This window comes from Pseudomonas sp. Irchel s3f10 (genome assembly GCF_900187515.1).
Taxonomy (GTDB): domain Bacteria; phylum Pseudomonadota; class Gammaproteobacteria; order Pseudomonadales; family Pseudomonadaceae; genus Aquipseudomonas; species Aquipseudomonas tensinigenes.
Window position 1 is genome coordinate 84913 of the sequence record NZ_FYDZ01000008.1, and the last position, 21827, is coordinate 106739.

The 21827-nt window shown below is 56.1% G+C and carries 15 protein-coding genes; 11 read left to right on the plus strand and 4 right to left on the minus strand.

Annotated elements, in window-relative coordinates:
• Positions 1-31 precede the first annotated feature (31 nt).
• Genes CKW17_RS18130 through CKW17_RS18145 form a run of 4 tightly spaced genes read right to left on the minus strand, consistent with a single transcriptional unit; the run spans position 32 to position 6160 of the window.
• Entirely contained in the window at positions 32-1246 is a 1215-nt protein-coding gene (locus tag CKW17_RS18130) for a hybrid sensor histidine kinase/response regulator (protein ID WP_016987303.1), read from the minus strand.
• The gene (locus CKW17_RS18135; RefSeq protein WP_095120877.1) at positions 1240-1833 is read right to left on the minus strand and encodes a chemotaxis protein CheB; all 594 of its coding nucleotides are present in this window, start codon (positions 1831-1833) and stop codon (positions 1240-1242) included. The genes CKW17_RS18130 and CKW17_RS18135 overlap by 7 nt, the downstream gene beginning before the upstream one ends.
• Complete coding sequence (locus CKW17_RS18140; protein WP_095120878.1) at positions 1830-2663, minus strand: protein-glutamate O-methyltransferase CheR; 834 nt, start codon at positions 2661-2663, stop codon at positions 1830-1832. The genes CKW17_RS18135 and CKW17_RS18140 overlap by 4 nt, the downstream gene beginning before the upstream one ends.
• Positions 2663-6160, minus strand: coding sequence for a response regulator (locus CKW17_RS18145; RefSeq protein WP_095120879.1), 3498 nt, complete (start codon positions 6158-6160; stop codon positions 2663-2665). The genes CKW17_RS18140 and CKW17_RS18145 overlap by 1 nt, the downstream gene beginning before the upstream one ends.
• Positions 6161-6425: 265 nt before the next feature.
• Here CKW17_RS18145 and CKW17_RS18150 point away from each other — a divergent pair, with 265 nt between their 5' ends.
• From CKW17_RS18150 to CKW17_RS18205, 11 genes are all read left to right on the plus strand, one after another.
• Positions 6426-6785: a response regulator gene (locus CKW17_RS18150; protein ID WP_095120880.1), complete on the plus strand. Its 360-nt coding sequence runs from the start codon at positions 6426-6428 to the stop codon at positions 6783-6785.
• A gap of 179 nt (positions 6786-6964) precedes the next feature.
• On the plus strand, positions 6965-10807 hold the full coding sequence (locus CKW17_RS18155) for a hypothetical protein (protein ID WP_256586254.1): 3843 nt from the start codon (positions 6965-6967) through the stop codon (positions 10805-10807).
• 110 nt (positions 10808-10917) lie between these two features.
• On the plus strand, positions 10918-12216 hold the full coding sequence (locus tag CKW17_RS18160) for a glycosyltransferase (RefSeq protein WP_095120882.1): 1299 nt from the start codon (positions 10918-10920) through the stop codon (positions 12214-12216).
• A 131-nt stretch (positions 12217-12347) separates the two neighbouring features.
• Complete coding sequence (locus CKW17_RS18165; RefSeq protein WP_095120883.1) at positions 12348-13292, plus strand: phospholipase; 945 nt, start codon at positions 12348-12350, stop codon at positions 13290-13292.
• A gap of 186 nt (positions 13293-13478) precedes the next feature.
• Entirely contained in the window at positions 13479-14351 is an 873-nt protein-coding gene (locus CKW17_RS18170; protein WP_095120884.1) for a phospholipase, read from the plus strand.
• 114 nt (positions 14352-14465) lie between these two features.
• A complete protein-coding gene (locus CKW17_RS18175; RefSeq protein WP_095120885.1) occupies positions 14466-15371 on the plus strand; it encodes an AraC family transcriptional regulator in 906 nt (301 codons plus the stop codon).
• Between the two features lie 344 nt (positions 15372-15715).
• Entirely contained in the window at positions 15716-17026 is a 1311-nt protein-coding gene (locus CKW17_RS18180; protein ID WP_095120886.1) for a sugar ABC transporter substrate-binding protein, read from the plus strand.
• A 154-nt stretch (positions 17027-17180) separates the two neighbouring features.
• Positions 17181-18107 carry a carbohydrate ABC transporter permease gene (locus CKW17_RS18185; protein WP_095121016.1) on the plus strand — a complete coding sequence of 309 codons (927 nt, stop codon included), beginning with the start codon at positions 17181-17183 and terminating at the stop codon, positions 18105-18107.
• An 8-nt stretch (positions 18108-18115) separates the two neighbouring features.
• Complete coding sequence (locus CKW17_RS18190) at positions 18116-18946, plus strand: carbohydrate ABC transporter permease (RefSeq protein WP_095120887.1); 831 nt, start codon at positions 18116-18118, stop codon at positions 18944-18946.
• Between the two features lie 163 nt (positions 18947-19109).
• Entirely contained in the window at positions 19110-20213 is a 1104-nt protein-coding gene (locus CKW17_RS18200; RefSeq protein WP_095120889.1) for an ABC transporter ATP-binding protein, read from the plus strand.
• Between the two features lie 15 nt (positions 20214-20228).
• Positions 20229-21701 carry a mannitol dehydrogenase family protein gene (locus CKW17_RS18205; RefSeq protein ID WP_095120890.1) on the plus strand — a complete coding sequence of 491 codons (1473 nt, stop codon included), beginning with the start codon at positions 20229-20231 and terminating at the stop codon, positions 21699-21701.
• Positions 21702-21827: the final 126 nt, after the last annotated feature.

Below are 21827 nucleotides of genomic sequence, written 5' to 3' on the forward strand. Positions count from 1 at the left end.
TCGGTCAATAGCTGCTGATACGACCGTGTGGTCACTCAGAGGTTGCGTCGGATGTGCCGTTTTCCTCGACCGGCAGACAAACGCGAAACAGGGCGCCCTCGTTGATTTGACTCTCGACGACGATGGAACCGCCATGGGCGGTGACGATCTGCTCGGAAATGAACAGACCCAGTCCGAGGCCGGCCACTACCGTCTTGGCGGAGACCCGTTCGAACTGTTGGAAAATGCGCTTCTGGTTCTCTTCGCTGATGCCGATTCCGTGGTCCTGAACCTCGACCCGTGCCTGATTGCCCTGACGGTAGACGCGCACCTGAATCGGGCTTCTGCCACCGTAACGCAAGGCATTGGTCAACAGATTGGAAATGACCTGCTCGATGCGGAACTCATCCCAGCAACCCTCCACCGGATGCTCCGCTTCGAAGGAAACGGTGGTTTCCGCTGCCTCAATCTGCTGCGCGAAGTTCTGCAGCAGATTGCTCACCAACTGCACCAGATCAAAACGACTTGGACGAATCGACAGCTTGCCGGTGCGGATCCGCGACACGTCGAGCATGTCCTCTATCAGCCGGATCAGGCTTTTGATCTGTCGCTCATCGCGATCGACCATGGCGTGCATCTTGTCGAGGGTGAACGCTGCGGCGTTGTCCCGCGCCAGGTGCATCTTGCGCAATTGGGTTTCAAGTATCAGGCCGTTGAGCGGCGTGCGCACTTCGTGAGCGACGATTGACATGAAGTCATCGCGCATCCGCACCGCTTGCTCAAGTTCAAGCTGGGTGCTCTGCAACCGTTGCAGCAGTGCCTCCTGCTCGCGCCGGGCCTGCTCCAGGGCTTCGACCTGTTGCTTCATGGCTTTGCTCTGGCGGTACAGGTCGACAAACACATTGACCTTGCTTTTTACCGCGTGGATATCCAGCGGCTTGTGCAGGAAGTCCACCGCGCCGCTTTCGTAGCCTTTGAATGCGTAGTTCAGTTCACGGCCGGCGGCGCTGACGAAAATGATCGGAATGTTCTTGGTTTTCTCGGTACCGCGCATCAACTCCGCCAGTTCGAAGCCGTTCATGCCGGGCATCTGCACGTCGAGAATGGCCATGGCGAACTCGTGTTGCAGCAGCAGCGACAGTGCTTCGTCCGCCGACAGCGCTTTGTAAACAGTGCGGTCTTCGCGTTTGATCAGGGCTTCGAGAGCCAGCAGGTTCTCGGGCAGATCGTCGACGATCAGCAGTTTTGCCTGGATATTACTCAGCATGCGATTCGTTCCAGCTCGACTAGCAGACGGCCGATGCCGTGAATGGGTAAGACATGATCCGGCGGCTGAATTTTCAGCGCGGCCAGTGGCATGGTGGCGACCTGAGCGTCTTCGGGGTCTTGCACGATGGTCAGCCCGCCGTGGCGTTTGACCTGGGCAAGACCGCGCGCACCATCGTGATTGGCGCCCGTCAGCAACACAGCCGCCAGCCTGGTTCCGTAGACATCGGCGGCGGATTCGAAGAGGTAATCGATCGATGGCCGGGAATGATGAACGCGGTCCTCAAGGCTCAAGGACAGACTGCGATCCTGTTCCACGGACAGGTGATAACCGGGGGTGGCGAAATACACCGTACCGGCCTCGATGTCCTGTTTGTCCGTCGCCTCTTCCACCGGCAGCAGCAGACGCCGGGCAAACACCTCGGCCAATTGGCTGCGGCGCTCTTCAGGCAAGTGCAGCACGATGATGATCGGCAACACAAACCCCTTGCGCAAAGGGCCAAGCAGATTCATCAACGCTTCGACACCACCGGCCGAAGCACCGACCACAATAGCCTCGATTCGAGGCAGATCCGTGGTGTCGTTCATGATTTGCGGTAGATCCGTTCTTGTTTCACCAAGGGCTCGAACTGGTTGGCGTAGCTGGAAAAATCCAGCGTCTCTTTGCTGCCGAGCACCAGAAAACCGCGATGGCAAAGCGATTCATGGAACAGCCCGAACGCTCGATCCTGAAGTTTCTTGTTGAAGTAGATCAACACGTTGCGGCAAGAAATCAATTGGGTTTCCGAGAACACACTGTCGGTGGCCAGGCTGTGATCAGCGAACGTCACGTTTTCGCACAGGCTCTTGTCGAAAATCGCGTAACCATAAGCGGCGGTGTAGTAGTCGGCAAATGAACACTGCCCCCCGGCCTGCTGGTAGTTGGCGGTATAGGCACGGACGTTCTCCATCGAGAAAATCCCTTGCTTGGCCTTGTCCAGCGAGCGCGGATTGATGTCCGTAGCGTAAATGATCGTGCGATCAAGCAGGCCTTCTTCGCGCAGCAGAATCGCCATCGAATAGACCTCCTCGCCGGTGCTGCATCCGGCGATCCAGATTTTGATCGACGGATAGGTCCTGAGCAGCGGCACCACTTCCTTGCGAATCGCCAGAAAGTGCGACGGGTCGCGAAACATCTCGCTGACGGGAATCGTCAACAATTGCAGCAATTGCATGAACGCGGTCGGGTCGTGCAGGACTTTTTCCTGCAACGCCGAAATGGTCGCGCACTCGAACTGGCTCAACGCGTGTTGCACCCGGCGCTTGATCGAAGCGCCTGAGTAATCGCGAAAATCGTAGCTGTACTTGAGGTAGATTGCCTCGATCAACAGCCGCAATTCGATTTCACTGTTTCGTTCCACGGAGTGACTACGTTCCACTAAATGCGTTCCATCTTCGGTAACCACACGCGAATCAGCGAGAACAGGCGATCCAGGTCGATGGGCTTGGCCAGGTAATCATTGGCGCCCGCCTGCAGGCAGCGCTCCTGATCGTCCTTCATGGCCTTGGCCGTCACGGCGATGATTGGCAGTTTGCGCCAGCGCGGATCCTTGCGGATTTCAATGGTGGCTTCGAAACCGTCCATTTCCGGCATCATCACGTCCATCAACACCAGATCGATGTCCTCGACTTCGTTCAACTTCTCAATCGCTTCACGGCCGTTACGGCCGATCACCACGACCGCACCTTTGGTTTCAAGGGCACTGGTCAAAGCAAAAATGTTGCGTACATCGTCATCGACCAGCAGCACTTTGCGACCCTCGAAGACCTTGTCGCGGCTGCGCGCGGTCTTGAGCATCTTCTGCCGTTCATGGGACAACTGCGATTCGACTTTGTGCAAAAAGAGTGTGACCTCATCGAGCAGACGCTCCGGCGACCGTGCGCCCTTGATGATGATCGAACGCGAGTATTTGCGCAGGTCTGCCTCTTCATCGCGCGTCAGGTTACGACCGGTATAGACGATGACTGGCGGGAACGAGCAGATGTCTTCGGTGGACATGCGCTTGAGCAGTTCATTGCCAAGCATGTCCGGCAGCTTCAGGTCGATGACCATGCAGTCGAAAATCGTCGTGCGCAGCAAATTCAGGGCGTCTTGCGCCAGGCCCACGGCGGTGATCTCGATGTCTTCGTCACCGATCAGCCGGGCGATGCTCTCGCGCTGCAGATCGTCGTCCTCGACCAACAACACTCGCTTGACCTTCTGGGTCAGTTTGGCTTCCAGACGGGCAAACACATCCTTGAGTTCTTCGCGGGTAGTCGGTTTGACCGCGTAGCCAATGGCCCCCATGTGCATCGCCGCTTCGACGCGGTCCTCAACCGAAATCACATGCACAGGGATGTGGCGGGTTTCGGCGTGTTCCTTCAAGCGTTGCAACACGGTCAGACCGGAGTGATCCGGCAGGCGCATGTCGAGCAGGATCGCGTCCGGCACGTACTCGCGAGCCAGGTCGTAACCTTCATCGGCACCATGGGCAACCAGACACTGATAACCGAGTTCATGCGCCAGATCGTAGAGGATGTGCGCAAAGTTAGGCTCGTCCTCCACCACCAGGATGCAGCGAGTGGCGAAGGGAGCCTTGTCACGGTCATCGGCGAAACGCGGAATGTGCACCGGCGCCAACGGCGAAACCGGAACAGCAGGTGCAACGGGCGCGGTCACCGCTGGTGCTGGCGGGGTGAAGGTCAACGGTGCGCTCGATACATCGCTGAGCTCGTTGTACTGCTGCGGCAACACCAGCGTGAACACACTGCCCTGCCCCGGTACACTGCTGACGCTGATGGAACCGCCAAGCAAGGTCGCCAGATCCCTGGAGATCGACAGGCCGAGCCCGGTGCCGCCGTACTTGCGGTTGGTGGTGCCGTCAGCCTGGCGGAACGCTTCGAAGATGCTTTCCTGTTGATCGGCGGCAATGCCGATACCCGAATCGCGCACGATGAACGCGATGCGATCGTTGGGCTGACTGCTGATCGTCAGGCTGACCGCGCCTTGTTCGGTGAACTTGAGGGCGTTGGACAGCAAGTTCTTGATCACCTGTTCCAGGCGCTGGCGGTCGGTGAACAGCGTAGTCGGCGCGTCCGGTTGCAATGCGACGGTGAATGTCAGGCGTTTGTCCGCCGCCAGCGGTTCGAACACGCTGCGCAGGCCATCGGCCAGACGCGCGACGCTGGTGGTTTCCGGAATCACTTCAAGCTTGCCGGCCTCGACCTTGGAGATATCGAGGATGTCGTTGATCAAGTTGAGCAGATCGTTGCCGGCGGAGTAGATCGACTCGGCGAACTTGACCTGTTCGGCGCTGAGATTGTCCTGCGGGTTTTCCGCCAGCAACTTGGCCAGAATCAGCGAGCTGTTCAGCGGCGTGCGCAGTTCGTGGGACATGTTGGCGAGGAATTCGGACTTGTACTTGCTTGAGCGCTGCAGCTCTTCGGCGCGCTCTTCGAGCTGCACCTGAGCCTGATTCAGTTCGGTGTTTTTCAGATCCATGGCGTCGCGTTGCTCGGCCAGGGTCTGCGCCTGCTCGGCCAGCTGCTCGTTGGTCTGCTCCAGTTCGACTTGCTGGGTCTCCAGATGCGCCTGGGACTCCTTGAGAATCCGCGATTGTTCTTCCAGCTCTTCGTTGGCGGTTTTCAGCTCTTCCTGCTGCACCTGCAACTCTTCGTTGAGCTGCTGGGTTTCGGCCAACACTTCCTGCAAGCGCTGACGATAGCGCGCAGCTTCAATGGAGGTACCAATGTTGCCGGCAATCAACTCCAGCAGTTCGATATCGCGATCATTGAGCGGCCGCAGGAAACCCAATTCGATCACGCCGTTGACCCGATCATCATCGCTGGTGGGCACCACCAGCACACTGTGCGGCAAGCCTTCACCCAGCCCGGAGCTGACTTTGAAGTAGTCGGACGGCACCGAATCGAGACGAATCAGCCGCGCCTGCTGCGCCACTTGGCCGACGATGCCCTCGCCGCTGTAGATCGACTGTTCCTGCTCTTCCTGCTCACGGGAGAAGCCATAAGTCGCCACACGCTTGAGGCCGCCGTGCTCTTCACGCACATACAGCGCGGCTACGGCGGTGCCGAGGTATTGCGCACAGAATTGCAGAATATTGCGCCCCAACAGATTCAGCGTCAGTTGTCCCAGCACCTGTTCGGCCAGTTCGGTCTGACCATTGCGCAACCACGCCTGCTGTTCCAGACGCACGGCACTGGCTTGCTGTGCGGCCAGATTGGCACCGTAGTTGGTCGACAGATTGACCAGATCACGTCGGCCAATATAAGCCAGCAAACCACTGATACCGGCAATGAACAGCAGGTACAGGCTGATGCTCCAGATTGTGGTGCGGCGCACCTCTTCATTGCGCGTGGTGCGCAAGACCTGTTCGGTTTCGATAACGTCTTCGAATTGCTTGCGGATTTCGTCCGTCAGGCGCTTGCCACGCCCGGCCTTGACCGCGCCGCGGTAATCGCCGCTGGATCGCTGCAGATCGATCATCGATTGCGCGTAATTGGCCCACTCGGTCTGCAACGCCTGGAGGCGGCGCAGACGATCGGTTTGCACCGGATTGTCGGCAGTCAGTTCGAGCAAGGTATTGAGCGCCACGGTGATACGCGGCTTGGCCGTCTCGTAAGGGTCGAGGAAGTGCTCGTCGCCGCTGAGCAGAAAACCACGCATGCCGGTTTCCAGGTCCACAGTGAGCTTCACCGCTTCATTGGCGTTATTGATCACTCGGTCGGTGTGCTCCACCCACTGGATAACCGACAGCAGATAAGTGATCAGCGACACGAAGAACACGGCACTGAGTACACCGACGCCCAAGGGCAGACTGATGTTGCGACTCAGGAGTTTGCGAAACCGTTGCTCATCAACCGTAGACGGAGAGGACATGGGGCAGCCTTGTCGAACTGTTGAAAACCCGAGAGTTTGCCCCAAAACGGTGGTATGGATCCATTTTTCTCACAGCTTTGGCAGCAAATTCCTACATTTGCTCGCGTCTAGAGCCACGCCAACAGTTATCCTTGCCTGTCCATTTGCAGTGAATGTTTTTTGTATCAAACCGGGAACTTATGGCCATGCGCCACTTACTCATGCATGAGCCCGGCAGATTCGACCGGCCGATACCCCTGAATTTCTATCTTTGAGAGCCTCTATTATGTCCACCCCAGCGTCCATCATCCTTGTAGTAGAAGACGATGCCATTGTGCGCATGCTGATCGTCGATGTGCTGGAGGAGTTGGAGTACAAGGTGCTGGAGGCTGACGGCAGCGAACAGGCGCTGGAGTTTCTCAATGACAAGAACCAGAACATTGATTTGATGATGACCGATGTAGGTTTGCCGGGTATGGATGGTCGTGAGTTGGCGACTCAGGCACGCATCGTGCGCCCCGCCCTGCCAATCCTGTTTGCCAGTGGTTACGCTGAAAGTATCGAAGTGCCCGAAGGCATGCAGGTCATCGGCAAACCCTTTTCGATCGATCAATTGCGCGACAAAGTAAAACGCATCACTCAATAACCAACTCAACGCACCGCCCCTTTCAAACAACTTCAAGGGGCAGTCCGGCCTCATATTTTCGCGAATAAAATACAAGCTGGCGAGCTGTTGAAAAACACACTCACATAATGCTTCTTGATAAACGCAGCCCAACAAAAGAGGATCACTCAAACATACTAACCAAAATAAACGAATTTATTATGACCCTAAAACTTTCAAACTCCCTGAATCAACGTTACTTATCCCGACCTGCCCCTTCTTCTAACCGTCACCGTGAATACGTTGCAAGCGATAACCGTGAACGAGAGGAAGTGATCTATAAACTCAAGCAGCGCTCAGCGCATCTTGCTCCTGCGCAAAGAATTTCACTGGAAGGCGCAAAACTTTCTGTGGAGTCGGGATCGTCACTTGAAGACGCCCTGCTTCCCGGCAGACAGCTATTGCAACTGATGTCCGAACAAGACTCCTTCAAAAGACTACTGGGCACGCTAAGACTTTCCGAGCACTCAGACTTTGAAGTGACCGCTGAAGGCGAAATAAATGCAAAGCACTCCGGTGCGATCGTGAGTTTTGCAAACGCCTTCAAACTTTCCCCTGATCTGAAAGATGATCTGCAGACACTGGTTGAAATGGCCCATTTGACCGGTGGCAAAATTTCCACCGCAGACGAAGTTGATTTAGCACAATGGCTGGCTTTCCACGGTTACTTGACCCCTCGCCATGCCGCCGACGTTTACCGGTTACTGGCATTCATGCAAGCTGCCCCTCCTGCAAGCCCAGAGTTGAGTAACTATTGGGAAATGATAAAGACTGGAGAAGGCAACTCGGCGACGCTTACTGCAACTGGGCGCAGTGAGTTCCGCAAACTCATCACCAGTTACATCAAGGATCAATCGTTACTGGAGCATTTGTCGGAGAGCATTTTTGGCGGACGAACTGCGCCCTTCACACGTGCCGAGGCTGAGGACATTATCAAGGCACTTGTTTCCAGCCCCATCGCTGCTGACTGGGCCGACGCTTACGTACGGGATCTTGACTGGTACGGCGCGCGCGACAACCAACCGCAATCGGAAACGTCGCGCAAGCAGATTGTCCTGACTTCGCTGCTGCTCAATCTTCATCCTCAAGTCGGCGAAGATGTACCGCGAAATCATGTTGCCGGTTTCGATTTGTATGCTGCCAAGCATATGGAAAAGTCCTTCGCCGAGATTCAAACCGATTTCGAGAATCACCTGATCGAGCACCAAAGGGTGAGTAAAAAGAATGCAGCATTGGCCGCTCACTTGCTGCTGGCGGAGCCTGCGCCGGAATTTCTGGTCAAAGGTCTACCTGCCACCCTGCTAGTGGGAACGCCGCAATGCGTGGAATTTTGCCGAATCGTGGCGGTGCAAGAAATCATAGCGCCAGGCTCGACTCGATCCATGACTTACGCGCAATTGCAGCAACTTTCGACACTGGAACCAGTGACCGAATCACGCAAGATGCTCGACGCTTTGGCCGCCGTGGATCCTGTGATTGATTGGGCAGTGCTCAACAAAATCGTCACGTCTGATGACGTCGAAAAATCAGTCACTGACTCACTGAAAGTCGCCACGGACGCCTACGCCCGACACGCGAGGACGCTTGCCGAAAACGCTGAAACACTGACGCGTCCACTGCCAACCCGCAAAAGCGTCGCACTGGATATCCTCAAGCAGGTCGCCAAGGGTTGCACTTATCTTGAAAGCGACGTCCTTGAGCAAACGCGTAATCGACCGCTGGAAGACGCTTACATTTCGCTAAAAATGTCACCTGTCGAGTTGCATATGTCCAACGATCTGGCGACCGGCAATTGGGATTTGAAAAAAGGGGAAAGCATCTATACAGCGTTCCCCAACATGCGCGGTAATCTGGTTTCTCCCGACGATGAGTTCTACCGTCAGTTCAATCGGGCCTATCTGGCGTATGCGCAAGCGATGAATACGCATTTGAAGCAAGCATTTACTTCAATGCCATTGCTCGACCGGATTCGATTGCTCAAGGGCAAGGTGACGATGTTCACCGTCAGGCCCTCGGTCGCCAGACTCCAATCGATTACCGGTATCTCGGCCAATCCTATCGCGACGACCCTTGACGCCATTCTGAAAACGACTGAGCGCAAACCGACGGAAAGTCATAAAGAAATAGATGAAGCAAAGGGTCGCTACGGCGTAGTGGTCTGCTGCGAGTTCGAAGGCCGGGTGACCTGTTACGAATTATTCACGCTGCACGGCGTCTGTCGCGAAAACACCGAGTTGGCCAAGCTTGTGCAAAGGGAAAATCTGTTGAGCGCTCCCGCTCGCAGCAATGAGACGAATTACTCTGCGCCTGCGAAAGTTCATCAACTGCCGATGAACATCGAGTGTTATACCCATGGTGTAACGCCGGGTCTCGTGGACGTCAGTTCGGGGGTGATCGACAAAGTTGCCGAGTTGCCAGCCGTCGCGCCGCTGTCGCCAATAAATGGGTACTACCAGAGCTTCTACTCGACAGAGTTCGACCGTCTGGTGAACTTCGTACTCAAGCACAGACCCGTCGCGACTTACGATGAGTTGGTTAAAGAGTGCTGGGGCCAGACCCGGCTTGAAGCATTGCGTGCAAAACGGGAAAAGGACCTGGACACGTTTCTCAACTTTGTCGTGCCCTTCAAGTCATGCATCGAAGATCTCGGTTCAGACGACATCGAGCGACAATTGGACGGAGCCAAGGCGTGCACCCTGGAAGCCGCGATGACCATTCTGTTAGTGGTCGGAGCCATCGCAAAGATTGCCAGCCTGGCCGCCACGAGCATGAGTATCGCCACCAAGGCCAGCAAGATAGCTTCGACAGGCGCTGGATTGGTCAGCAACTTGCTCAATCCGCTGGATGGCGCAACCGATTTGCTTGTGAATGGTGCCAAACTTTTGCGTAAAGGCTGGCACAGCAGTGTGGCTGCCCTCGAAAGCGCCATTTACGATGCGCGCAAATGGTCGGGAAAGACGCCCTATCACGCACTTTCGAAGGCTGTCGATCCAGACACTATCCGCTTGGGCATCCGACAAACTGCGCAAGAATCCGCAGACGTGTTCCAGGTTTGGGGCATACGCCACAGTGATGAATTGTACGCGTTGAACCGTTTGGGCGAACCATGGGGCCCCGAGTTAAGAAACCTGAAACTGATCAACAAATTCAACGTTCCAAACCCTTTCAAGCGAGCAAAACCGTTCAGCTACACCCGTGGATTTTTGAAAAAAGCCATTCCCCACGCCAAGAGTAAAATCGACAACACGATCCAATTACTCTTGGATGGTCAGAACGATGATCTCAGATCCGTCATCAAGCATGTCTTCGGCATTGATTCGAGTGAGGCCATTGAACAAATAACCAGGAACTTGCGCGCCATGCGCAAGGACCTTGATTCGGTAGGTTTGCATAACATGGTCTTTCGGCCACCTGGTTCCGACGCAATCGCTGCGTTACAACCTCAAGCCTATAAACGTTGGCAAGCGGCCGTACGCTCAGGCGAGAAGCTGGACATCAACACAAGAACATTCCTGTCCATTTATCCTGACAACATGGATGAATATTACACGGTGGCGAAATTCGATGACGCCAGGGTCGGCGATATCCTCGTGCATGAGATGTCTCATGGTGCGCCGGACACGCTTGATTTGTACTACGGTGAAATAATACAAGGTGCCATCCCGGCAGAATACAACGCGGTCGGGTTACTGGAATTTGCCCGAGACGCGCACAAGGCCCATCCTCAGAATCTCAGTAATCCCCATTACCGCTTAGGTGTTTTAAAGGGTTACGAGGAGTTTAAAGCGACGATTTCGAGCCGACCAAAAATCGTACAAGAGCACCCTGCGTTGTTAAACGCCGAATCTTATTCATTGGCGGTTTCGTTGATCGACCAACATAAAACCAACCATGCAACATTTATGTTCAACCTATCCACCATCACCAACTCGATCAATAACACAGCTCCCGGCGAATTTCTTTCGGGGCCGATCCTGCTCAATCTGGCCAAACCAAACTTTTAAACCCCGCAGATTTTCCGGGCCGCAGCACTGACAGAGGGCGCAGGCAACCACCACTGTGGTTTAATTGCGCCCTTTTTTCGCCCACGCTTTGCTGCATAGGATCACTGCTAATGACTCAGCCCGTTACCAAAGTCCTGGTCATCGGATATGTCTGGCCCGAACCGCGCTCGTCCGCCGCCAGTGGCCACGTCATGCAGATCCTCGAAACGTTTTTGCAACAGGGTTGGGACATCACCTTCAGCAGTCCCGCCGGCCCCGGCGAACATAAGGCAGACCTCTCTGCGCTGGGTATTCGCGAAGTATCCATTGAACTCAACAACAGCAGTTTCGACGTATTCATCAGTGAACTGGCGCCGGATATTGTGCTGTTCGACCAGTTCATGATGGAGGAGCAGTTCGGCTGGCGGGTTGAAAAGCACTGCCCCGAGGCCCTGCGTGTGCTGGAAACCTCCGACCTGCAGAGCCTGCGACATGCCCGCCATCAGCGGCTCAAGGACCGCCTGAAAGCCAACAGCGATCAGGACGACTTCAGCGAGCTGTTTGCGCCGGCATTGCGCGAAGAGTTTGAGTTGATGGCCGATACTGATCTGGCCAAACGGGAAATCGCGGCGTTGTACCGCTGCGATCTGAACCTGATGATCTCAGAAGTTGAAATCGAGTTGCTGGTCGAGCAATTCGGCTTGCCGCGTCAGTTGTTGCATTGGTGCCCACTGATGATTGACCTGCCAGGTGCCCCCCCTGCGGCCTTCACCGATCGAGCACACTTTGTAAGCATCGGCAACTTCCGGCATGCGCCCAACTGGGATGCGGTGCTCTGGATGAAATCCATCGTCTGGCCACTTATACGTCAGCAATTGCCGCAAGCGCAGTTGCACATCTATGGCGCGTACACACCGCCCAAGGCCACGGCGTTGCATAATGCTGCGCAGGGCTTTCATGTGATGAACTGGGCCGAAGACGCGTTGCAGGTCATGTCCGCCGCACGGGTTTGCCTGGCCCCGCTGCGCTTCGGTGCCGGTATAAAGGGCAAACTGGTTGACGCCATGCTGTGCGGCACACCGAGTGTCACCACCCCCATTGGAGCGGAGGGCATGCATGCCGGTCAGCCGTGGCCCGGTGCCGTTGCGCTTTCGGCGACCGAGTTGGCCAACCAGGCCGTTCGCCTCTATCAGGATGAAACGCAGTGGCAGGCGAGCCAATTGGCGGCAAACACCTTGCTCGGCGAGCGCTACCAACGGGCAGTGCATGGTCAGGCGCTGATCGAAAAGCTGCGTGATTGCCAACTGAACTTGCCGACACTCAGAGCCAATAACTTTATCGGCAGCATGTTGCGGCATCATGCGCACAAAAGTACCCAATATATGGCGCAATGGATTGAAGCAAAAAACCGCAATACGTCGCCAACGTGACGACCAGTAACCGGTCGTGACGACACACACTGCATAACTACCGATATTGGCCAAACAAATATCAAGCGCTATAACCATCCGCTCTCGCATCAATAATGACTTTCATTACTCACTTGTGCCGGATGGATAACATGACGCAACTCAACAGACAAATACTGCCTCTTTACGAGTGGATGAATGCAGCCCCGGAAATCGACACACTTTCACTCAATGAGCTGACATTGCCAGGCACCCATAACGCCGGTTGCGACCTGGAAGCCGACTATTCCAATGTATTCACGCGTAACTGGTTCGCCTGCCAGGACGTATCCTTTTACAGTCAGCTCAACCGCGGTGCCCGGGCGCTTGATGTGCGCCTGGTTTACAACCCCCATGCGAACGGGCTTGAAAAGTTCCGGTTTGTACACGACAAGACCTGGTCTTCGCGCACGCTGGCCGACCTTGTTCGCGACATTAAAGCGTTTCTCGAGAGAAGTTTTAATGAGTTCATCATTTTGGACTTTCACAAAATCGAACACGGCGCTGAACCCTTCGATTTCAAATACTTCAATGAGGTAATGAAGGTGCAACTGGGTGAGCACATCATCCCCACCGGCAACAGACACCTGACACTTGGCCAATTAAAGGACGTCAGCCGACTTCAGCGTGTGCTGGTCACCGGACCTGCCAACCGCCACCTGGACCGAACCGTCTTCGGTGCGCAAATAACCCATCAATGGGCCGGCAGTGACTTTCTGAAAGTTGTCGGAGATACCCTGGAGCAAATAGCTCAACCCCAACACACGCGCCTGCAGGCGTTCATTGCCAGAGTGTTGGCTGAGCCTCCTGAGAAGTCGGCACCCTGGTCGCTGTCGGCAGCCATCTATGACGCTGGCGGGCCTGTCAGAATGCTTGATCAGCTCGACACCTGGTTCGATCCAGACAACAGTGACTGGGCAGAAAAATGCAGCATTATCAATTTCGATTTCATAAAAAAATCAAAACTCGTTTATTTCTGCTATCAGGCGAATATCAAGAAGGCCTTTGAAAAAACCCGAGGGTATTCTTCCTATATCCTCCGCCATTCAAACAGCTGATAAACAGTAAACCAAGCGAATCATGTTCGCCAAGTAACAAAGAATAGTCACTTGGCGACATTACCTAGCGCACGCCCGCATCAACCGATACACGAATTGCATTAAACAAAGCATTGGCCAAACAAGCCCCAGACACTATAAACATCCTGCGCGCACAACTTCTATAACTTTACGCAGGACAATGAAATGCTTAACACCAAACTCGAAAACATTCCACTTAATCAATGGATGTCCGCCATCCCGCAACTTGATAACTTGTCCCTTTTTGAACTGACACTGCCTGGAACGCATAATGCGGGCTGTGACTGGAAAGCCTCGTACGCATTGCTTCCAGGCAAAAACCTCATCGCCTGCCAGGATGATTCTTTCTACGCGCAACTCAACCTCGGCGCCCGAGCACTGGATGTTCGCCTGGAGTATCACGACAAAGCCAAAGGTTTCAGTCAGTTCCGTTTTCAGCACAACGGGTATCTTACTTCGCGAACCCTTGAAGATCTTGTTCGCGATGTCAACAGATTCCTCTCGGAAAGACCGGATGAATTCATCATCCTCGACTTTCATGAACTGAAAAAAGGTGACAGTGAGTTCAACTTCATCAAGTTCAGGGATTTGATGCTGCAACATCTTGGTGAACGGATGATTCCCAGCCATAACGTGTACCGCTCACTTGGCCAGCTCAAACAATCAAGTGCTCTGCAAAGAGTCCTGGTTACAGCGTCGATGCCGTGGAACGCAAACGACAATCGGTTTTACTCACCAATCAACCACAAATGGATCGGCCAAAGCCTTGTCAGCACCACTGACCTGCACCAATTCATTACAAAGGTAATGGCCGAGCCCAGGAGCAGGCAACACCTCTGGTCGCTCTCTGCTACGTGTTTTACGTTTCCCGGCGGGCCAAAGCGAATTCTTAATGATCTGGACACCTGGTTCTCCCCGGACAGGACAGGCTGGGCGAAGCTGTGCAACATCATCAATTTCGATTTTATTAAAGACTCGAAAATTGTGTTTTATTGCTGTCTGGCCAATCTTGAGAAAGCTAACGAGAAGGCGCAGTAACGCTGCGCGTGCAGTCTGATTGAGTCAGCTCCATGGAATGCCCTCGCAACGAACTGGCGCACGCCACGGCAAACGAGGCATGATCGGCGGGCGATAACAAAAAAGCTGCCCGCCATGACCCGAACCGCCCGCGTGACCGACCCTTCATACGAGTTGATGGATGACCATAACGGGTTGTCCATCATCTACCGCCAGCACGGCTTTCCCTGCCCGCTGGTACGTTGGCATTTCCACAAGGAATACGAACTGCATCTGATCGTCGCCAGCGCCGGAAAGGTGTTCATCGGCGACTACATCGGCAACTTCTATCCCGAAACCCTGTTTCTCACCGGGCCTAATCTGCCGCACAACTGGATCAGCCAGGTAGCTGAAGACGAAGTGGTTGAAAAGCGCGACATGCTGGTCAACTTCACCGATGAATTGTTCGAAGACGGCCATCAGGTTTTCGCCGAACTCAAATCCCTTGCACCGCTGCTGGAGCGTGCGCAGTACGGTATCGAATTCCGCTGCAAGCACACGATTCGCCAGGCCATGACGCTGATGCAGCGCATTGCCGATTCCAGAGGCATTACCCGCCTCGGCCACTTCTTTATCCTGATGGAATTGCTCGCTGCGAGTGACGACTATCAATTACTCTCGGGTGCCACTAACACGCAACTGGCCGATGAACACAACATCGACCGCACCAACCGCGCCGTGGACTACATCTTTGCGCACTACGCCCGGGATATTTCACTGGAGGAAGTCGCGGAACACCTGGGTATGACACCCACTTATTTCAGCCGAGTGTTCAAACAGGCCACCGGGCGCAACTTCATCGAGTTCGTCAATCGCCTGCGCATCAGCAAATCCTGTGAACTGCTGGCTGACGGCGACAAACCGGTGACCGACGTGTGTTTCGAATCCGGCTTCAACAACATTTCCAATTTCAATCGGCGTTTTCAGCAGCTCAAGGGCATGACGCCGTCGCATTATCGACGGCTCGCGGTGCAGCGCCTGACCGAACAGAACCGCCTCTGACAACACAATTCCACTGTAGGAGTGAGCCTGCTCGCGATAGCGGTGTGACAGCTTGCAGAAATGTTGGCTGACATTCCGCTATCGCGAGCAGGCTCACTCCTACAAGGGGCTGTGTCGACATCAGAAACCTGTACGCATTCGATAGCACCTCGGCGTTGAAACGCCCTTCCCTGCGTTTAGTCAGCAAAAGCCCAGTGCAAAAAAGTATCGATAAAAGTGCTAGGGATGATTTGTCAGCCCTGCGATTGAAGGCTGTAATCAGTGCACATTCTTCCTGTCGTCGGAAGACACAAAAACAATAACTGTCCTTCTGCCTCCCACCGGACGCAGAAAAGGAGTGCACGATGCAACCCACTGCAAAAGCTCTGCTTGCCCTCACCTGCATGACCCTCAGCAGCGTCAGCCTTGGCGCCCAGACCCTGACCATCGCCACCGTCAACAACAGCGACATGATCCGCATGCAAAAACTCTCGAAAACCTTCGAGGCCGAGCATCCGGACATCAAACTCAATTGGGTGGTGCTCGAAGAAAACGTTCTGCGCCAACGCCTGACCACCGACATCGCTACTCAGGGCGGTCAGTTCGACGTGTTGACCATCGGCATGTACGAAGCGGCACTGTGGGGCGCCAAGGGTTGGCTGGAACCGATGAAAGATCTGCCGGCCAGTTACGCCCTCGACGACGTGTTCCCGTCGGTGCGTGAAGGCCTGTCGGTCAAGGGTTCGCTGTACGCCCTGCCGTTTTATGCGGAAAGCTCGATCACCTATTACCGCACCGACCTGTTCAAGGATGCCGGCCTGACCATGCCCGAGCGTCCGACCTGGGAACAGATCGCCGGGTTCGCCGAAAAACTCACCCACAAAGACAAAGAGCAATACGGCATCTGCCTGCGCGGCAAGGCCGGTTGGGGCGAGAACATGGCGCTGATTACTACGGTCGCCAACGCCTATGGCGCGCGCTGGTTCGATGAGCAGTGGAAACCGGAATTCAGCGGCCCCGAGTGGAAAAACGCGCTGAACTTCTACGTCGACACCATGAAGAAATCCGGCCCGCCGGGCGCATCGAGCAACGGTTTCAATGAAAACCTCGCGCTGTTCAACAGCGGCAAATGCGCAATGTGGGTCGATGCCAGCGTCGCCGGCTCGTTCGTGACTGACAAGACCCAGAGCAAGGTTGCCGATCACGTCGGCTTCACCTTCGCCCCGCATCAGGTGACTGACAAAGGCTCGGCGTGGCTATATTCATGGGCGCTGGCGATCCCGACCAGCTCCAAAGCCAAAGACGCGGCGAAAGAGTTCAGCGCCTGGGCTACTTCCAAAGAGTACGGTGCGCTGGTGGCCAAGACCGACGGCATCGCCAACGTTCCGCCGGGCACTCGCGCCTCGACCTACAGCGACGCTTACATGAGCGCGGCGCCGTTCGCCAAGGTCACGCTGGAATCGCTCAAAGCGGCTGATCCAAGCAAACCGACGCTGAAACCGGTGCCGTACATCGGCATTCAACTGGTAACCATTCCTGAGTTCCAGGCCGTGGGTACGCAGGTGGGCAAGCTGTTCTCGGCGGCGCTGATCGGCCAGACCACGGTGGATCAAGCCCTGGCTGCGGCGCAGCAAACCACTGAACGCGAGATGAAGCGCGCCGGTTATCCCAAGTAACCGCAACAGCTCGCTCCTGCCTTTTGTAGGAGTGAGCCTGCTCGCGATGGCGGTTTTCAATCTGAAACAGACGGTGACTGACACACCGCCATCGCGAGCAGGCTCACTCCTACATTAGATCTTCATAGGTCTGTATGACTCGGTTGTGATCACCATGAATACTTCAACTGCCAAAGCCCACCTCGACCTGTCGCAACCTGCGCGCAAGGTCCGCGTACGCAATCCCGGCTGGTTTCTGGTCAGCCCTTCGGTGGCCCTGTTGCTGCTGTGGATGATCGTGCCGCTGGGCATGACCATCTACTTCTCGATGATCCGCTACAACCTGCTCTACCCCGGTGAAAACGAATTCGTCGGGCTGGAGAACTTCAGCTATTTCCTCACCGACTCGGGCTTCATGCCGGGCGCCACCAACACGCTGTTGCTGGTCGGTAGCGTGTTGCTGATCAGTGTGGTGTTGGGCGTGTTGATCAGCGCGTTGCTCGAGGCCAGTGAATTCCTCGGTCGCGGCATCGTGCGGGTCATGCTGATTTCGCCGTTCTTCATCATGCCCACGGTCGGTGCGCTGATCTGGAAGAACCTGATTTTCCATCCGGTTTCGGGGATCCTTGCCTACATCTGGAAGTTGTTCGGCGCGCAACCGGTGGACTGGCTAGCCCATTACCCCTTGCTGTCGATCATCATCATTGTCTCGTGGCAATGGCTGCCCTTCGCCATCCTGATTCTGATGACCGCGATGCAGTCCCTCGACCAGGAACAGAAAGAAGCCGCGCGCCTCGACGGTGCCGGGCCGATCGCGATCTTCTGGCACCTGACCCTGCCGCATCTGGCACGACCGATTGCCGTGGTGGTGATGATCGAAACGATCTTCCTGCTGTCGGTGTTCGCTGAGATTTTCACCACCACCAACGGCGGCCCCGGCTACGCCTCGACCAACCTCGCTTACCTGATCTACAACCAGGCGCTGGTGCAGTTCGACGTCGGCATGGCCTCGGCGGGCGGCTTGATTGCTGTGGTCATCGCCAACATCGCCGCGATCATTCTGGTGCGGATGATCGGCAAAAACCTGACTGACAAAGCCTGAGGCCTGCCATGACCCTTCAACAATCCCGCCGGCTGCAAAGCCTGCTGCTCGGCACCCTGGCCTGGGCCATCGCGATCGTGATTTTCTTCCCGATCTTGTGGATGGTGATGACCAGTTTCAAAACCGAAATCGACGCGTTCGCCACGCCGCCGCAGTTCATTTTCACGCCGACGCTGGAGAACTACCTGCACATCAACGAGCGCAGCGACTACTTCAGCTTCGCCTGGAACTCGGTGGTGATTTCCTTCAGCGCCACCGCTTTGTGTCTGCTGATCGCGGTGCCGGCCGCCTACTCGATGGCGTTCTACGAAACCCAACGCACCAAAGGCACGCTGCTGTGGATGCTCTCGACCAAGATGCTGCCGCCGGTGGGCGTGCTGATGCCGATCTACCTGCTGGCGAAAAGCTTCGGCCTGCTCGACACGCGCATCGCGCTGATCGTGATCTACACGCTGATCAACCTGCCGATCGTGGTCTGGATGGTTTACACCTACTTCAAGGACATCCCCAAAGACATCCTCGAAGCCGCCCGCCTCGACGGCGCCACACTGTGGCAGGAAATGGTCCGCGTGCTGCTGCCGATCGCCAAGGGCGGCCTCGCCTCGACCGTGCTGCTGTCGCTGATCCTGTGCTGGAACGAGGCGTTCTGGTCGCTGAACCTGACCTCGTCGAAAGCCGCGCCACTGACGGCGTTGATCGCCTCGTATTCGAGTCCGGAAGGTTTGTTTTGGGCCAAATTGTCGGCGGTGTCGACCCTGGCGTGTGCGCCGATTCTGATCTTCGGCTGGATCAGCCAGAAGCAACTGGTGCGCGGCCTCTCCTTCGGCGCCGTGAAATGAGCATCCCGAATCCAACACATTCCCCTGTAGGAGTGAGCCTGCTCGCGATGAGGCCGTGTCAGTCGCCATCATTGTTGAATGACACTCCGCTATCGCGAGCAGGCTCACTCCCACAAAAACGCGTTCGATTCAACTGAATAATAAATTGCGGAGGCCCATCATCATGGCCAACCTGAAAATCAAGAATCTGCAAAAAGGCTTCGAAGGTTTCTCCATCATCAAGGGCATCGACCTGGAAGTGAACGACAAGGAATTCGTGGTCTTCGTCGGCCCGTCGGGCTGCGGCAAATCCACCCTACTGCGCCTGATCGCCGGCCTCGAGGAAGTGAGCGACGGCACCATCGAACTCGATGGCCGCGACATCACCGAAGTCAGCCCGGCCAAACGCGATCTGGCGATGGTGTTTCAGACCTACGCGCTGTACCCGCACATGACCGTGAAAAAGAACATGTCGTTCGCCCTTGATCTGGCCGGCGTACCGAAAGCCGAAGTCGAGAAGAAGATCGGCGAAGCGGCGCGCATTCTCGAACTCGGGCCGATGCTTGAACGCAAGCCAAAACAACTCTCCGGTGGCCAGCGTCAACGCGTTGCGATTGGCCGCGCGATCGTGCGCAATCCGAAAATCTTCCTCTTCGACGAACCGCTGTCCAACCTCGACGCCGCGCTGCGCGTACAGATGCGCCTGGAGTTGCTGCGCCTGCACAAGGACCTGCAAGCGACGATGATCTACGTCACCCACGATCAGGTCGAAGCGATGACCATGGCCGACAAAGTCGTGGTGCTCAATGGCGGCAAGATCGAACAGGTCGGCTCGCCACTGGACCTCTATCACAACCCGGCGAACCTCTTCGTCGCGGGGTTCCTCGGCACGCCGAAAATGGGCTTCCTCAAAGGCAAGATTGCCCGCGTCGATGGCCAGAGCTGCGAGGTCTCGCTGGACGCTGGTACGCGCATCACCCTGCCGTTCAACGCCGTCAATCTGAGTGTCGGCAGCGCCGTGACTTTGGGCATTCGCCCGGAACATCTGGAGCTGGCGCAAGCGGGCGACTGCACGCTGCAAGTCACCGCTGACGTCAGCGAACGCCTGGGCAGCGACACTTTCTGCCACGTCACCACCAACGCCGGCGAAGCCCTGACCATGCGCGTGCGCGGTGATCTGGCCAGCCGTTACGGCGAACAACTGAGCCTGCACCTCGACCCGGCGCACTGCCATTTATTCGATGCCGAAGGTTTGGCGTTGACCCGTCCGCTGCGCGCTGCGGCCTGACTTCGAGAATTCCCGATGAAACTCAACCAACAGAATCTCCATCGTCTGGCCAGCGAAGTACAACTGCCGGCCTACAGCCTCAGCGATACCCGCCACGGCATTGCCCACATCGGCGTCGGCGGCTTTCACCGCGCGCACCAGGCGTATTACACCGACGCCTTGATGAACACCGGCGAAGCCCTCGACTGGGCGATTTGCGGCGTCGGCCTGCGCGCCGAAGACCGCCGCGCTCGCGATGATCTCAAGGAGCAGGATTACCTGTTCACCCTGTTCGAACTCGGTGACAGCGACGACACCGAAGTGCGCGTGATCGGCGCGATTCGCGACATGCTGCTGGCCGAGGACGGCGCTCAGGCGTTGATCGACAAACTCGCCGATCCGCAGATCCGCATCGTCTCGCTGACCATCACCGAGGGCGGTTATTGCATCGACGACAGCAACGGCGAATTCATGGCGCACCTTCCGCAAATTCAACACGATCTGGCTAACCCCGATGCGCCGAAAACCGTGTTCGGCTTCTTGTGTGCAGCCCTGGAAAAACGCCGCGCGGCGGGCATTCCGGCATTTACCGTGATGTCGTGCGATAACCTGCCGCACAACGGCGCCGTGACACGCAAGGCGCTGCTGGCATTCGCCACACTGCGCAACAGCAATCTGTGCAGCTGGATCGACGCCAACGTCAGTTTCCCCAACGCCATGGTCGACCGCATCACCCCAATGACCAGCACCGCGCATCGCCTGCAACTGGCCGACAAACACGGCGTCGACGATGCCTGGCCGGTGGTCTGCGAGCCGTTTGTGCAATGGGTGCTGGAGGACAAATTCGTCAACGGCCGTCCGGCCTGGGAAAAGGTTGGCGTGCAGTTCACCGACGATGTTTCGCCCTACGAAGAGATGAAAATCAAACTGCTCAACGGCAGCCACCTGGCGCTGACCTATCTGGGCTTTTTGAAGGGTTATCGGTTTGTTCATGAAACCATGAACGACCCGCTGTTCGTGCGTTACATGCGCGCCTACATGGATCTGGACGTGACCCCGCAACTGGCGCCGGTGCCGGGCATTGATCTGACCGATTACAAAAACACGCTGGTGGCGCGCTTCTCCAATCAGGCGATTGCCGATCAGTTGGAGCGGGTCTGCTCGGACGGCTCGTCGAAGTTTCCCAAGTTCACCATTCCGACGATCAACCGGTTGATTGCTGATGGGCAGGAGACCAAGCGCGCGGCGTTGGTGGTGGCGGCTTGGGCGTTGTATTTGAAGGGTGTCGATGAGAATGGCGATACCTATTCGATCCCGGATCCGCGCGCGGCGTTTTGTCAGGCGTTGGTCGCGGACGATGCTTTAATTACGCAGCGGTTGTTGGCGGTCGAGGAGATTTTCGGCACGGCGATTCCGCGTTCGGCGGAGTTTGTGGCGGCGTTTGAGTGGTGCTGCAACAGTTTGCGTGAAGAGGGTGTGACGCGGACTTTGCAGCGGATTCTGGATTGAAAAGCCCCTCACCCTAGCCTTCTCCCAGGGAGAGGGGACTGACCGAGTGGTTTGTACAAGTTACATCGACCTGAACGTCCGGAGTTGAACTCAGGTTTTGAACAGCACCTGATTGAGATATCCGGA

What these genes read in the sequence shown, in the direction of transcription:
- CKW17_RS18130 (WP_016987303.1), bottom strand. Translation starts at nt 1,246, where the DNA reads ATGCTGAGTAATATCCAGGCAAAACTGCTGATCGTCGACGATCTGCCC.
- CKW17_RS18135 (WP_095120877.1), bottom strand. Translation starts at nt 1,833, where the DNA reads ATGAACGACACCACGGATCTGCCTCGAATCGAGGCTATTGTGGTCGGT.
- CKW17_RS18145 (WP_095120879.1), bottom strand. Translation starts at nt 6,160, where the DNA reads ATGTCCTCTCCGTCTACGGTTGATGAGCAACGGTTTCGCAAACTCCTG.
- CKW17_RS18150 (WP_095120880.1), top strand. Translation starts at nt 6,426, where the DNA reads ATGTCCACCCCAGCGTCCATCATCCTTGTAGTAGAAGACGATGCCATT.
- CKW17_RS18155 (WP_256586254.1), top strand. Translation starts at nt 6,965, where the DNA reads ATGACCCTAAAACTTTCAAACTCCCTGAATCAACGTTACTTATCCCGA.
- CKW17_RS18160 (WP_095120882.1), top strand. Translation starts at nt 10,918, where the DNA reads ATGACTCAGCCCGTTACCAAAGTCCTGGTCATCGGATATGTCTGGCCC.
- CKW17_RS18165 (WP_095120883.1), top strand. Translation starts at nt 12,348, where the DNA reads ATGACGCAACTCAACAGACAAATACTGCCTCTTTACGAGTGGATGAAT.
- CKW17_RS18170 (WP_095120884.1), top strand. Translation starts at nt 13,479, where the DNA reads ATGCTTAACACCAAACTCGAAAACATTCCACTTAATCAATGGATGTCC.
- CKW17_RS18175 (WP_095120885.1), top strand. Translation starts at nt 14,466, where the DNA reads ATGACCCGAACCGCCCGCGTGACCGACCCTTCATACGAGTTGATGGAT.
- CKW17_RS18180 (WP_095120886.1), top strand. Translation starts at nt 15,716, where the DNA reads ATGCAACCCACTGCAAAAGCTCTGCTTGCCCTCACCTGCATGACCCTC.
- CKW17_RS18185 (WP_095121016.1), top strand. Translation starts at nt 17,181, where the DNA reads ATGAATACTTCAACTGCCAAAGCCCACCTCGACCTGTCGCAACCTGCG.
- CKW17_RS18190 (WP_095120887.1), top strand. Translation starts at nt 18,116, where the DNA reads ATGACCCTTCAACAATCCCGCCGGCTGCAAAGCCTGCTGCTCGGCACC.
- CKW17_RS18200 (WP_095120889.1), top strand. Translation starts at nt 19,110, where the DNA reads ATGGCCAACCTGAAAATCAAGAATCTGCAAAAAGGCTTCGAAGGTTTC.
- CKW17_RS18205 (WP_095120890.1), top strand. Translation starts at nt 20,229, where the DNA reads ATGAAACTCAACCAACAGAATCTCCATCGTCTGGCCAGCGAAGTACAA.